Origin of the sequence: Cecembia calidifontis (assembly GCF_004216715.1) — a bacterium.
Classification (GTDB): Bacteria; Bacteroidota; Bacteroidia; order Cytophagales; family Cyclobacteriaceae; genus Cecembia_A; species Cecembia_A calidifontis.
This window is the reverse complement of sequence record NZ_SGXG01000001.1, coordinates 1,884,356-1,898,544: the sequence shown is the minus strand read 5'-3', so window position 1 is coordinate 1,898,544 and position 14,189 is coordinate 1,884,356. Positions and strand designations below refer to the sequence as shown.

Genomic DNA, 14,189 nt, shown 5'->3' with positions numbered 1-14,189 from the left:
TTTAAAATTGGAAAGGGAAAGTTAACGAAGTTCTGGAAAATTCAATTTTTGTCAATTCCAGGTTAATCAAAGCAGTCTGAATACCCTCAGCCGTATTATAAGACAATCTTAGCAGCATTTTATTGGGAAATGGCTGCCCTTCAACATCTTCGAAGGTAGGGTAGCTGGCCAAAAGAGACCCTTTGTCTGACATGGATGCACTGCTCAATTCCTGAACTTTTCCAAACCTTGTACTCACCCTGGAATGGTACCTGACACCATCTCTCACTTGGGTCAGTTCAAAATACTGCCCCACCCTGATCAATCTGTCCCTATAACTGAATTCATGAGGTGGGTTGGCATAGATAATGTTCTGAAGGAGGTCAAGGGACAATTTGAGATCAAACCTGTCCTCCACTTCAACAAAACTCATGTTGATATCCTCCCCGTTCAAGCGGTCCTTTATCCTAAGTTTATCTTTGGTTATTGCCCCTCTGAATGCTTCAAGGCCCAAACCTGGAGTCACACTGAACCAGATGATGCTGTCTTTCTTAGCTCTAAAATTAATGGTTCCCCTGGTAGTCTTTCCACTGGCTTCCTCAATCACAATCCTTCCACGGGCCGACAGGTAATCAAAATCCAAATAGACAGGCTCAAACTCCTGCATGATTTCATCAGAGGTATACAGGTTGGGCTTTTTTGCACAACCTGTAACCAAAGCAAGAAAAACTAGTCCAAGTACTAAAAACCTACTTATCATAATACTTTTGATCCTTTATCTTTTTAAGCAAAAATTCAGAAGTTTCATCTCCGCCTTCAGCCTTTTTCCAATAGCTGATGGCTTCATTTCTATTTCCCAAATGATACAAAATATCTCCGTAATGCTCCCACATCACACCGCTTGGACTTTCTTCATTTTCCAATGCTCTTTCCATAAACTTCCTGGCATTTTCATAATCCTTTAACTGAAAAAGTACCCAGGCGTGTGTATCCAAATAAGTCGCATTATTAGGGAATTTTTTTACCAAACGCTCCGACATGGATTTTGCCTTTTCCAGATCTTTCTTGGACAAGGAAAGGAAATAAGCATAATTGTTCAGCACATGTTCATCTTCCGGTCTGCTGGCCAAGACCTCCTCATACATATCAAAAGCTTCTTGCTTTTTCCCTAACATATGAAAAGTGTCTCCCAAAGAGGCCTTGACCAAAAGGTCCAGCTGGACATTTCTACCTCTGTTGGTTTCGATGGCCTTAAGGAATGAAGCTTCCGCTTCTTCACCCTTCTTCTGGGTAAGCTTTGCCGTTCCGTCAAAGAACCAGAATTCAGCCTTCTCGGGAAACTCGTCAACCGCCATTATGGTATACTTTTCAATTTGTGCATAATCCTTCTGCAATTCAAACATGGTGGTGATTACATTCTGCAAAACCTGTGAATTGGCTGGGTTCACCTCAAGAGAAGATTGATAAAGCTGCAAAGCCTCTTCCTTCCTGTTGTTGATGAACTGACGGTCCCCCAATACTGAAAGTACATCAGGGTCATTGGCATTATATTCCCGCATGCTCTTCTCCAAAATATCCATTAAGGAATCCCTTCTTACGGTTCTTACCTCTCTCAGCAAGTCACCAAAGGCATCAGCTTTCACCTTGCCTTCCAGATCAGGATTAGAGAAGGCTTCTATTATGAGACTTTCTGCTTTATCTATATCACCTTTTTCTTTGTACAGGGCATAAGCTGCCAATTGCAAATCCGGTTGGTTGGGATAAGCCTCCAAAGACTTATTGACAAGGTCAATGGCCTGATTTGTCCGGCCATTGTTGAATAAAATTTCTACCAAATTCAGAACATACTGAGAATTTCCCGGATGGGCTTCAATTAGTTTTTCCCCTTCTGCAACCGCACCGTTCAGGTTGTTTTTGCGCAGGTAAATCCTCTGCTTTTGGACAGTAAGCTGCTCCACTACACCGTAGTATTCTTCTGCACGGTTCAAAGCGCTGAGCGCATTGTCCAAATCTCCAGCAGATAGGTATAAGGAAGCCAGGTCAAGGATATAATTTTGGTTTTCTTCAGAATTGGCCATCAATCCCTCTAGGATCTTTGCTGCTTCCAACAACTGCCCCTGTTTGGTATATACCTCTGCCATGACCAGGTTGTAGTATTTATTGTCGGGATCTTCTGCAACCGCCCTCATACCATATTGAAGTGCATCTTCAATCCGATTGGCACGAAGTAGAATTTCAGCAATTTTAAAATTTATGGCTGCCGCATTTGGACTGATCTCTCTTGCTTTTTGGAAATAAAAATAAGCACGGTCATAATCCTCTAACATGAGAAAGCGCTGACCGTCGATAAAAAGCCGGGAAGCCCTGGCCTCTTGTAATTGCTTCTTCTTCTCTTTTTTGGATAGTCTTTCCTGCGCATGCACAGAAAAAGACAAAGCGGAAGCAAAAATTAAAAGAATTATGGTTTTGAAGTTGATGCTCACGTGGTGTCTTTTTGCACTAATATGCTTCTAATCCTGCCAATACGATATAAACAAGCGAATGGTTTAAGGCAGCATGGAATGTAGAATGAATTTACTCACAAATCAACACAAACATAATGCCTTTTTGATTTCATTGACAATTTGTCAATGAATACTGCTCAAAATTTTTAAATTTTACGTAATCAGGATTTTCCAGTACTCCCATAGCCTCCGGCACCCCTTTCGGTGTCAGAAAGCACCTCTACTTCCTGCCAATTGATCTGCTCATGCTTGGCAATGACCATTTGGGCAATTCGCTCCCCGTCCTGAACTTCAAAAGACTCATTGGAAAGGTTGACCAGCAGGACCTTCACCTCTCCCCTGTAATCTGCATCTACCGTTCCGGGGGTATTGAGTACTGTCAGTCCATGCTTGAAAGCAAGACCACTTCTTGGCCTGATCTGTGCCTCAAAACCTTCAGGTAACTCTATAAAAAGGCCCGTCCCGATTAGTTTTCTTTCCAATGGCCCTAATACCACCGGTTCATCTATATTCGCTCTTAGATCCAGTCCAGCCGAAAGTGGGGTCTGATAGGCCGGCAAGGAATGCTTTGAACGGTTGATAACTTTTACTTTCATCTTTTCTTCTTTTTAATGGAAAATCCCAATGCCTGAAGCTGCTTTTTTTCCATCAGCAAAACTACAAGAACAAAACCAATCACAAGGGCATTTCTGAGGATAAATTGCAGGACAGGAACTTCAAACTTCAAATAGAACCCCAAATAACTCAAACTAAAAGCAAGCAACAAATAAAACAATGCTTTCCCGGTCTGATAGGGAATGGGGAAAAATTTTTGACCGTAAATATAACAGATCACAGACATGGAAAGGTAACAGCCCAAGGTACTCAATGCTGCTCCCATATAGCCTAAAACCGGTACCAGTAAAAAAATGATAAGGACTGTAATTACTGCCCCTGCCAAAGTAAAGTAGAATGAATATCTGGTTTGGTCGGTCAATTTAAACCATATGCTCAGGTTAAAGTAAATCCCCAAAAAAAGGTAACCAAAAAGCAGGACAGGAACGATAAAAAGCCCAGCATCATACCCCTCCCCTCTCAAAAAAAGGCTTCCCAAAATGTCCAAATTAACCGAAATAAGGATCATCAGGGTAGAACAAAAGATCACAAAGGCGTGCATTACCCTCGCAAAAAGTTCAGGACTATTTTTGTCAGTGGATTGATTGAAGAAAAAAGGCTCAGCGGCATACTTGAATGCCTGGATGACAAGGTTCATGAATATGGCCAACTTAAAATTTGCCCCAAAAATTCCCCCTGCCTGTCTGGATGTCAATCCTTCATAGAAATTGTCGGGCAGTACATATTCAAACAAACCTCTCGAGAAAACTTCATTGGTGACACCGGCCAAGCCCATGAACAATAAAGGTACAGCATAATGCCACATAGGTTGGATGAATTTTCTGTCAATTCCAAAACTGAATCTTCCTGACATTTTAAAAAGCACAGGAATCATCAGGGCATTGGCCAGTAAATTGGCAAGTAGAATATAATCCACCCCCCAGTCTGCACGGTAAAATGTCCCGATTATGGGCTGCAGAGAATGAAAAATATCACCTTTCCAAACATGAAAACAGAATACAATGAAAAATACATTGAACCCAACATTCAGAAAAATGTTCCCAAGCTTGGTCAAAGCAAAGGAAAGGGCTTTGTTTTCTTTCCTTAACTTGGCATAAGGAATGGCTAAGACCGCATCAATGGCCAAAATCCAGGCTACCCATCGGAACAAATGCGATTTGCCTTCATATCCCAACCATAAGGAAATAGGCTCGGCACTGAAGTAGATGATTGCACCTAAAGAAATGGAACTGGTAATCAATAGAGACTGTATCTGCGCAAATACTTTTTGGGGATCTAAGCCTTTACCGGTTGCATACCGGAAATAGGTCGTCTCCATCCCATAGGTAAAAACGATATTCAAAAATGCAATAAAAGCATATATGGCCGTAAATGACCCCAAAGCTTCCTTATCCAGATAAGCAGTGTATATGGGTAAGAGCAAAAAATTAATGGTCTTACCCAGAATGCTGCTAATGCCATATACTGCAGTCTGACCAGCTAGTCTTTTGAGTTGGCTCATCTTCAAAAAAAGAAAGGGGAATTACTCCCCCTTGAATACCGGTTTTCTTTTCTCCAGGAAAGCCGAGGTTCCTTCCTTATAATCTCCAGATTTGACACACCTTGCAAAGCTATTGGCTTCTGTCTGATAACCGTTTTCTTCTTGATTGAATACGGCATTCACACAATCTATGATCATTCCAATTGCAAGGGGTGCTTTGCTCATGATTTTTTTCAAAATCTCCTCTGCTTTCTCAATGGCTTCCGCCTTAGTAGGTAACACATGATTGACCAAGCCTAAATCTTTTGCCTCATCGGCTCCGATCATATCTCCTGTCATCATCAGTTCAAGTGCTTTGCCCCTCCCGACCAGGTAGGTCAACCTTTGGGTGCCTCCATATCCGGGTATAATCCCCAGGTTGACCTCGGGCTGACCAAATTTTGCAGAGGCAGTTGCAACCCTCATATGACAGGCCATTGCCAGTTCACAGCCCCCACCTAAAGCAAATCCATTGATAACTGCGATGACCGGTTTTGGACAATTTTCGATTAAGCTAAATATTTCTTGACCGTTTTCTGCAAATTTTCTCGCATTGAGTTCATTCAGCTCTGCAATTTCACTGATGTCCGCGCCAGCTATAAAAGCCTTTTCTCCAGAACCAGTGATGATTACTGACTTGATATTCTTGTTGTCAGAAACTTCATTGAAAATGTCCCTGAACTCTTCTAATGTTGCAAAATTGAGAGCGTTAAGCTTGGTCTCCCTGTTTACTGTCAGATAGAGAATTCCCTCTTTTACATCTGAAAGAATATTTTTGCTATCAGCCATAAGAATAGGTGAATGTTGGAAACCAAATATACAAGCACGCCGTACATTACCAAAGGATTTCTTAGAAAAATACAATAAATGAAAAATTTTACTTTGATTCTCAGCTGTTTCAATCTGCCGGGCAACTGTTTTATTGTGCTAAATTGGAATAGGTCAACCCCTCAAATCAGCTAAATTTTTATATTTTTGTGCCACATCGTTAAAAATCAACAAACCCAAATTATATATGTCATCAAAAAGAAAAATCACTGTTGCCTATGGCGATGGTATCGGACCGGAGATCATGAAAGCCACTTTGAATATTCTTGAAGCGGCCGGTGCTCAACTCGAATACGATGTCATCGAAATCGGTGAACAGGTGTATTTAAAGGGGATCACCTCCGGTATGGAGCCCAAGTCCTTTGCTTCCTTAAGGGAAACAAAGGTATTTTTAAAATCTCCCATAACAACCCCACAAGGTGGCGGCTTCAAAAGCTTGAACGTAACCACCAGGAAATCCTTTGGGCTTTTTGCCAACGTCAGACCGTGCAAAGCATATTCCCCCTTCATTAAAACCCATTTCCCGAAAACCGACCTGGTAATCATCAGGGAAAATGAAGAAGACTTATATGCCGGTATTGAGCACAGACAAACTCAGGAAGTATATCAGACACTGAAATTGATATCCCAACCGGGCTCCGAAAAAATCATCAGGTATGCTTTTGAATATGCCAGAAAATACGGCAGAAAGAAAGTAACCTGTATGACTAAAGACAATATCATGAAATTGGCCGATGGCTTATTCCACAAAACCTTTGATGAAATAGCCAAGGAATACCCGGATATCCAAAAAGACCATAAAATCATCGATATCGGATCTGCATTGATCGCTGAAAGGCCTGAAATTTTCGATGTTATCGTTACCCTGAACTTGTACGGAGACATCATCTCTGACATTGCAGCTCAGGTAACAGGCTCCGTTGGTCTGGGAGGATCCGCCAACGTAGGTGAAGAAGTGGCCATGTTTGAAGCTATTCACGGATCTGCCCCTGATATTGCCGGTATGGATATCGCCAACCCATCCGGATTGTTGAATGGTGCCATTATGATGTTGGTTCATATCGGCCAACCGGAAATAGCAGAAAAAATCTCCAATGCCTGGATGAAAACTTTGGAAGACGGAATCCATACCGCTGATATTTACCAAGAAGGAATCTCTTCCAAAAAAGTTGGAACTCAGGAATTTGCCCAAGCTATTATTGAGAGATTGGGACAAACACCAGTCAACATGTCGCCTGCTACTTTCGATAAGTCCTCTACCGCTCCTCTTAGCATCAAATTAAAACCGGCTAAAAAAGAGAAAAAAGAACTGATAGGTGTAGACGTGTTTATCGATTGGGATGAGGACAATAGAAATCCTAATACCATAGGAGAAAAGTTGAGGAAAGCAGATGCCAATGGACTGAAGCTACATCTGATCACCAACAGAGGGGTAAAAGTATTTCCTGAAGGAATGCCTGAAACTTTCTGCACCGATCACTGGAGATGCAGGTTCAAAACAGCCGACCAATCTGTCATCACCCATGCGGATGTACTTGAGCTCTTGAAACAAATCAAAGACCTTGGATTTGACTTCATCAAAACAGAACACCTGTATGCTTTTGATGGTGTAAGAGGTTATTCTTTGGCTCAAGGAGAATAAATTTTAATTCCATTTAAAACTCCACCCCGGTTCCAACAGGTTCCGGGGTTTTCGTTTTTTAAAAAAAAAAGCCCTTTGGCCTAACCTGGCCAAAGGGCTTTATATATACTGTTTCAAGACTTTCTTATTCCCATTCAATAGTTGCCGGTGGTTTGGAAGAAATATCATAGACTACCCTATTGACACCCTTGACCCTATTGATGATTTCATTGGACATCTTGCCTAAGAATTCATAAGGAAGGTGAATCCAGTCAGCAGTCATGCCGTCCACAGAACCTACTGCTCTTAAAGCCACTACCCTCTCGTAAGTCCTTTCATCACCCATTACCCCCACAGATTGGATAGGCAATAAAATCGCACCTGCCTGCCAAACCTGGTCATATAGGCCAAAATCTTTAAGCCCTTTGATAAAAATATGATCCACTTCTTGAAGGGTTTTAACTTTTTCAGCAGTGATATCTCCTAAAATCCGAATGGCCAAACCAGGTCCTGGGAAAGGATGTCTTCCTATGATGGTTTCTGGAATCTCCAGGGCTCTTCCTACTTCCCTTACCTCGTCCTTGAACAAAGTATTCAGCGGCTCCACTACTGAGAGTTTCATAAAATCAGGAAGCCCTCCTACGTTATGGTGGGATTTGATGGTTGCAGAAGGCCCCTTGACAGAAACCGATTCGATCACATCAGGGTAAATGGTACCTTGACCAAGCCATTTTACCCCTTCAATTTTATGGGCTTCATCATCAAAAACCTCTATAAATACCCTTCCAATCGCTTTTCTTTTGGCTTCAGGATCTGTCAGGCCTGCCAGAGCCTCATAGAAGCGCTCCTTGGCATCCACCCCGATCACATTCAATCCCATGTTTTTATAGGACTCTAATACTTCTTCGAATTCATTTTTCCTCAAAAGCCCATTGTCCACAAACACACAGGTAAGATTGTCTCCGATAGCCCTATGGATCAATGTAGCTGCCACCGAAGAATCCACACCGCCCGATAGGCCCATGACTACTTTATCATTCCCCAATTTTTCTTTGAGTTCAGCAATCGTAGCATCAATAAAAGTATCAGAAGTCCAATCCTGGGCACATCCACAGATTTGAACCACAAAATTTCGCAACAAATTCTTGCCTTCAAGAGAATGGGTAACTTCCGGGTGAAACTGAATCCCATAAGTTTCTTCACCTTGAACTTTAAAAGCTGCCACTTCCACAGAAGCGGTGCTGGCAATCACATCAAAGCCTTCCGGAAGTACTTTGATGGTATCTCCATGGGACATCCAGACCTGGGAACCATGGGTCATTTCTTTCAACAAATCATAATGCAGATCAATGTGGTCCAGATTAGCCCTGCCATATTCCCTGATTTGGGAAGGCAGTACCTCTCCTCCATATTTATGGGCAAGCAATTGGGCGCCATAGCAAACCCCCAATATGGGAAGCTTTCCTCTCAGGCTGTCCAAATCAATATCAGGAGCACCTTCATCCCTTACGGAACAAGGACTGCCGGATAGAATGACCCCTTTTATGTTAGAAGTGATTTCTGGAATCTTGTTAAATGGGTGGATTTCGCAATAAACATTGAGTTCCCTAACCCTTCTGGCGATGAGCTGTGTATATTGGGAACCAAAATCGAGGATGAGTATTTGTTCTGCCATGCGCAAAGGTACACAGGCTCAAGAAAATGAGAAAAGATTTTACAATAATTTCAGAAGATTATTTTGCTTCTTTTTTTTATAAAATTCACTTATCCCTTATAGCAAAGGCCTTCTTTGGATTTTCAGTCAGAAGCAGATCAATATCTGCCCTGGAAAAGCCATTTTCATAAAGAAGGGGTATGAGTTCATCAAAAATGCTGGTATAACCTTTAAAGTTTTTCTGGTCTGCAAGCCCGGGCTCAAACCATCCTGCATCATGGGAAATCAAAACCCTTTCCAATCCGACCTTTTCCTTCAAAAACAGTAATCTCTCCAAGTGTCCTCTTACATCCCAAACCACACCATCCAAGCTGATCCAGACACCTTCCTTATGAGCAACCCGGTAATTCTCAAAATCTTTTTCATTTTGGGCATGGACCCAAACAAAATTCTTCAAGGGCACATTCATGGATTTCAGAACATCCATCTGGGCTTTGGCAGTTTCCCAAGGACCGGTATGGGAAACGATCAATAAGCCGGTCTCTAAATGAGTCAGTGCCGCAGCCTTGACCAACTTGGCATCGATATCAGAAAGAACAGCGTCCTCATTGACAGAAATTTTGATAAAACCCGGCTTTACTCCTGTGTCTTCAATTCCTTCCTGGGCTTCTGAAATCCATCTCTTGGCAAGTTCTTCAGCAGACTCTTGATAGGCATGTTCAGGCAGGTATTTACCAGATACTGCTCCATAATACCCCACATTGGTCAAAAACTGCATTCCGGTCTTTTCGGAAAGCATTCGTAACAATTCAGGATCTTTTCCCAAAAAAGAAGGGGTACATTCGATGATTGTCTTAACCCCCAAGTCCTGAGCCTCACGTATATGGGGAAGTAAAAATGAAACCACTTCCTCTTTATCCCATCTATGAAAACCCGTAGAATCTGCACCTATAAAGTCCACCAAAACATGCTCGTGAACCAAGGTCAATCCCAAATCTTGAGGATCAATTTCCCCAGCGACTGTATGTACGATATACTGCTCTTTTTTCTCAGGAGACTGGCAGCATTGAAATAAGACCAAGAAGAGAATCAGGAAGAGGAAATTTTTCATAACCTGGTCAAATTACGAAAAAACCATCAATCATCATCAAGGTTACTGTTTTCACCTTGAAAAAGTGTCTCAAGTTTCACTGCTTTAATTTTTTCCACTTCTTCCAAGTACCTTCCAAAAACCGCTGTATTTCCGTGCGTAAGATAAACTTTCTCAGCTGCCGTGGCTTGAATGGCTGCAATGAGCCCTTCCCAATCCGCATGATCGGACAATACAAACCCTGTATCTGCAGCTCTCCTTCTTCGGGCACCTCTGATGTTCATCCAGCCTGAACAAATAGCTGTCCTGAATGGGGCAAATTTCTTCAACCAAGGTGTTCCCATGGCTGAAGGTGGGGCAATGATCAAAGCACCTTTGAACCTGGATTTCGGAATTTCTCCGGCTACTTTCTGGACATCCAGCACTTTCACTCCATTTGCCAAAAGCGCCTGATTGGTGTTCCAGATGGCCCCATGGGCAAACACCTCTCCAATACTGGTTTCTAAATGATTGATAATCCTCTGTGCTTTACCCAAAGAATAGGCAAAAATTATAGAGTTTCGGTTATTTTCAGCATTCGTTTTCCACCATTGATTGATTTTCTCAAAGACTTCAGACTGGGATTGCCATTTGTAAATAGGCAAACCAAAAGTACACTCAGAAACAAATTCATGGCAGCGAACAGGCTCAAATGGCTCAGATAAGCCATCATTCTCTAATTTATAATCGCCACTCACCACTGCTATTTTACCCTGATATTCCAGCCTGACCTGAGAAGATCCCGGAATATGTCCTGCAGGATGAAGTGAAACCCTTACCCCATTGATATTTACTGCTTCATCATAGCTTACAGTTTGAAGGGAAATATCATTTCCCAATCTCAGTTTCATGACTTCTTGAGAATGCTTATGTGCTAGATAAGATTTCATTCCCCATCTGGCATGGTCTGAGTGGGCATGAGTAATTACCGCTTTGTCAACAGGTCTCCATGGATCTATAAAAATACCCGCCATAGGACAATACAGCCCATAGGGGGTCAATTCGATCAACCTGGATTCGCTCATAAAAATTTTTGAAATCTATATCTCCTGTAAGTCTTTACCGGGTTTGGGATAACTTAATCTTGCCAGTTTCTTACCTAAATGATACTCATCCAATCCTGAAACCGTTACTGTTCCAAGCTGATTGAGATCCAGAGAACCATCTTCCCTTAGTCCGGATTCCTCCACATAAACATGTTCAATGGCACCTATGACCAAAACCGTACCATTGACCTGAAGGGTCTGTTGTTCCTGAAGGGAACAGGCTACTTTTACAGGGCTTAATTTAACAAAAGGAGCATAAAAACCTGACAGATATTCTTCTTCTAGTCCTACCGCATTAAATTCAGATTCTTGGTATCTGGCTGCAGTTTGATGGGCCTGTTTATAAAAAGCCTCTGTGACATGGTTGAGGGTGAAATACCCGGTCTCAAGTATATTTTCCAAGGTATGTCTTTCAACAGTATTTGGCCTAAACAATACTCCTACCAAAGGTGGTGTAGCTCCAATATGAAATACCTGGGAAAAAGGGGAAAGATTGGTAATCCCTGATTTACTTTTTGTTCCGATCAGGTTCAGACTTTTATAACCGGCAAGAGAGTTGATAAGGTCTCTTCTAAAAGATGCATCTGCTCCTAAAATGCCTGCTTTATCAAAATGCTTCATCATATCAATATCGCCTCTTCTATGGAATTACAATACTTGATATCCAGAAGGTGAATAATATTGTCGGGGTTATTCTGAATAATTTGGTCTTTGGCTATCATCACCATTTTTTCAAACCATTTTTCCTCTGGCAGTATCTTTCTATGTTTGGTGATACCTAATTCAAGCATTTTATTTTTCCAATTCAAAAAATACCATTCCATGCTGGGCTGGTGGAACGCCCTCAAGGCCCTTTTGTCAAAGATGAATTTTTCAAATTTACCAGCTTCAGCAATGCTTGCAATATGGTTAAATATATCTTTAAAATCTTCAATAGGCACATAATCAGCCAAGAGCTCACATATCAGCATTCCTTTTTCTGGATTGGCATATACTCTGGCATACCTCATTTCGAACATCAGTTCGAAGTTGTTTTCTTCAATGATATGGGTAGTGGTATTCATAACGGAATTTTCTTTGCATCAATGAAATGATCGGTTTTTAAGGTTTTTCCCTTTGCTCACTTCTTCTTTGAAGTTACCCAGGTTTTCTTCAAGACGGATAGCATAATCCAAGGTTGTCTTTATCAGTTCCTGTTGGGACTGAATTTGTTCTTTCAACCTTGCCAATTCTTTGTTCATTTCAGCCAGTTTGGCTTCATATTCTTTTTTTAGCCTTTCTTTTTCCAGTCTGGCTTTTTCCAGTTCTTCCTTGAAAATCAAAAATGATTCCGGTGGAGTCCTCATAATCTCGTACTTTAATCTTAGGGAGAATACCCCATATACACTACACTTTTTCTATCCCGATTGTTTATCCCCTTTTCAAACTACATCCCCCTAATGGAGGACATTCCTCCATCCAGATGCAATACCTGTCCTGTCATCCAAGAGGATTCATCAGAAAGCAAATACAAAGTAGCCGCAGCAATATCCTCTGGTCTACCATATCTTCCCAAAGGGTGACGCTTGTTCGAAGCTTCTTTTTTATCTTCATTGGACAACAGTTGTGAAGCCAAAGGAGTATCAGTCAAAGAAGGCGCTACCACATTCACCCTGATTTTATTAGGTGCCCACTCTGCAGCCAAGGATTTTGCCAGTCCTTCTACAGCTCCTTTGGCACTGGAAATGGAAGCATGAAAACCAAGCCCTACCTTCACTGCAACTGTACTGTAAAGAATCACAGATGCCGAAGAAGATTTTTTCAGCCCCTTTAAACAGGCCTGAAGTACCTTGACAGCACCTAGCAAGTTGACTTCATAATCTTTCCTAAAATCTTCAATTGTAAACCGGTGAAAAGGCTTAAGATTGATCGTACCAGGGCAATACACCAAGCCATCAATTACTTCTGGCAATTCCTCCAAACTTTCAAAATCGGCCGTTACATCCAGCACCCTTCCCGCTTCTCCACTTCTGGAATAGGCAAAAACTTGGGCACCCAAATCTTCCAGTTTTGATTTGACCGCTTGCCCTATTCCTGAGTTTCCTCCTATCAAAACAATGTTTTTGTTCTTCATATTTGTCACTTTTCTACTTAATCAAAAAACAGTTAAAATGTTTTGTGTTTCTTAAAAAAGAAAAAGCCGGAAAATGTTTCCGGCTCAAGATGGTTTAGTTTTCAGAATAATATTACAAACTGATGTATTTCATGAATTCCGCTCTTGTTTGTTCGTCCTTTTCGAACTTCCCGCTGTAGAATGAAGTCACAGTGGAACTATTTACATCCTGTATTCCTCTGGATGAAACACACATATGGTGTGCATCTAGTACAACTGCCACATCTTCGGTACCAAGTACTTCTTTCAGTTCATTTCCTATCTGCATGGTCAGCCTTTCTTGTACCTGTGGTCTTTTGGCAAAATACTGTACGATTCGATTGATCTTGGACAAGCCGATTACATGCCCATTTGAAATATAAGCGACATGGGCTCTTCCAAAAATCGGAACAAAGTGATGCTCGCAGTGGGAATAAAATGTGATATCTTTTTCCACGAGCATTTCATTGTATTTGAATTTGTTTTCAAAAAGCTTTGCAGCAGGTTTGTTTTTAGGATCTAAACCACTAAAAACTTCTTTGATGAACATTTTAGCTACCCTTCTTGGTGTTCCCCTCAAACTATCATCTGTCAAGTCCAAACCCATGATGTGCATGATTTCTCTGAAATGTTTTTCAATCAATTCAATTTTGAGATCATCATCCATGGCGAATGCATCCTCTCTTAATGGAGTTTCATGCGAAGTAGCTACATGCTCATCTCCCATGTCTTCAATATTCTGAGAATAATCAATCCCCACTGTATTCAACAAAGTTTCTTTCTGTTTCATATAATCGAATCGTTAAGTCGAATTTTAAATCAATTTTTTGTCTTAGAATATTCCATATAACCACAGCAATGTTTTCAGCTGAGGGATTGACTTCCTTGAATTCATCTGTGTCCAGGTTTAAGTTTTTATGGTCAAATTTATTCAAAACATGCTCTTTGATCAGGTCACTGAGAACCTTCATGTCATAGACATAACCGGTTTCGGGATCTACTGGTCCATCTAATTTCACAATCAGTTCATAATTGTGGCCGTGATAATTGGGATTATTACACTTTCCAAAAACCTCTTGGTTTTTTTCATCGGACCACTTGGGATTGTGCAACTTATGTGCAGCATTAAAATGCTCTTTTCTAAATACAGATACTTTCATTTT

General features: G+C 41.3%; 15 protein-coding genes. 1 reads left to right on the top strand and 14 read right to left on the bottom strand.

Annotated elements, in window-relative coordinates; genetic code table 11:
• Window position 1: 1 nt before the first annotated feature.
• The 5 genes from lolB1 to BC751_RS08320 form a co-directional block, all read right to left on the bottom strand.
• On the bottom strand, window positions 2-739 hold the full coding sequence (lolB1, locus tag BC751_RS08340; RefSeq protein ID WP_130275149.1) for a lipoprotein insertase outer membrane protein LolB1: 738 nt from the start codon (window positions 737-739) through the stop codon (window positions 2-4).
• Window positions 729-2,462 carry a tetratricopeptide repeat protein gene (locus BC751_RS08335; protein WP_130275148.1) on the bottom strand — a complete coding sequence of 578 codons (1,734 nt, stop codon included), beginning with the start codon at window positions 2,460-2,462 and terminating at the stop codon, window positions 729-731. Before BC751_RS08335 ends, lolB1 begins: the two co-directional genes overlap by 11 nt.
• Before the next feature lie 182 nt (window positions 2,463-2,644).
• On the bottom strand, window positions 2,645-3,079 hold the full coding sequence (dut, locus tag BC751_RS08330) for a dUTP diphosphatase (protein ID WP_130275147.1): 435 nt from the start codon (window positions 3,077-3,079) through the stop codon (window positions 2,645-2,647).
• Window positions 3,076-4,599: a lipopolysaccharide biosynthesis protein gene (locus BC751_RS08325; RefSeq protein ID WP_130275146.1), complete on the bottom strand. Its 1,524-nt coding sequence runs from the start codon at window positions 4,597-4,599 to the stop codon at window positions 3,076-3,078. Before BC751_RS08325 ends, dut begins: the two co-directional genes overlap by 4 nt.
• A gap of 21 nt (window positions 4,600-4,620) precedes the next feature.
• Complete coding sequence (locus BC751_RS08320) at window positions 4,621-5,406, bottom strand: enoyl-CoA hydratase/isomerase family protein (RefSeq protein WP_130275145.1); 786 nt, start codon at window positions 5,404-5,406, stop codon at window positions 4,621-4,623.
• Window positions 5,407-5,632: 226 nt separating this feature from the next.
• On the opposite strand from BC751_RS08320, the gene BC751_RS08315 reads away from it, so the two are divergent.
• Window positions 5,633-7,087 carry an NADP-dependent isocitrate dehydrogenase gene (locus BC751_RS08315; protein ID WP_130275144.1) on the top strand — a complete coding sequence of 485 codons (1,455 nt, stop codon included), beginning with the start codon at window positions 5,633-5,635 and terminating at the stop codon, window positions 7,085-7,087.
• A 124-nt stretch (window positions 7,088-7,211) separates the two neighbouring features.
• Here BC751_RS08315 and guaA read toward each other — a convergent pair whose 3' ends face one another.
• The 9 genes from guaA to BC751_RS08270 form a co-directional block, all read right to left on the bottom strand.
• Complete coding sequence (gene guaA / locus BC751_RS08310; protein WP_130275143.1) at window positions 7,212-8,741, bottom strand: glutamine-hydrolyzing GMP synthase; 1,530 nt, start codon at window positions 8,739-8,741, stop codon at window positions 7,212-7,214.
• A gap of 85 nt (window positions 8,742-8,826) precedes the next feature.
• On the bottom strand, window positions 8,827-9,831 hold the full coding sequence (locus BC751_RS08305) for a phosphotriesterase family protein (protein ID WP_130275142.1): 1,005 nt from the start codon (window positions 9,829-9,831) through the stop codon (window positions 8,827-8,829).
• Window positions 9,832-9,857: 26 nt separating this feature from the next.
• Window positions 9,858-10,874, bottom strand: coding sequence for a ligase-associated DNA damage response exonuclease (locus tag BC751_RS08300; RefSeq protein ID WP_130275141.1), 1,017 nt, complete (start codon window positions 10,872-10,874; stop codon window positions 9,858-9,860).
• A 15-nt stretch (window positions 10,875-10,889) separates the two neighbouring features.
• Entirely contained in the window at window positions 10,890-11,519 is a 630-nt protein-coding gene (locus BC751_RS08295; RefSeq protein ID WP_130275140.1) for a flavin reductase family protein, read from the bottom strand.
• Window positions 11,516-11,959, bottom strand: coding sequence for a hypothetical protein (locus BC751_RS08290; protein WP_130275139.1), 444 nt, complete (start codon window positions 11,957-11,959; stop codon window positions 11,516-11,518). Before BC751_RS08290 ends, BC751_RS08295 begins: the two co-directional genes overlap by 4 nt.
• A gap of 18 nt (window positions 11,960-11,977) precedes the next feature.
• Window positions 11,978-12,241 carry a hypothetical protein gene (locus BC751_RS08285; protein WP_130275138.1) on the bottom strand — a complete coding sequence of 88 codons (264 nt, stop codon included), beginning with the start codon at window positions 12,239-12,241 and terminating at the stop codon, window positions 11,978-11,980.
• An 80-nt stretch (window positions 12,242-12,321) separates the two neighbouring features.
• Complete coding sequence (locus BC751_RS08280; RefSeq protein ID WP_130275137.1) at window positions 12,322-13,008, bottom strand: SDR family NAD(P)-dependent oxidoreductase; 687 nt, start codon at window positions 13,006-13,008, stop codon at window positions 12,322-12,324.
• Window positions 13,009-13,120: 112 nt separating this feature from the next.
• Window positions 13,121-13,816: a GTP cyclohydrolase I FolE gene (folE, locus tag BC751_RS08275; protein ID WP_130275136.1), complete on the bottom strand. Its 696-nt coding sequence runs from the start codon at window positions 13,814-13,816 to the stop codon at window positions 13,121-13,123.
• Entirely contained in the window at window positions 13,776-14,186 is a 411-nt protein-coding gene (locus tag BC751_RS08270) for a 6-pyruvoyl trahydropterin synthase family protein (protein WP_130275135.1), read from the bottom strand. Before BC751_RS08270 ends, folE begins: the two co-directional genes overlap by 41 nt.
• Window positions 14,187-14,189 lie beyond the last annotated feature (3 nt).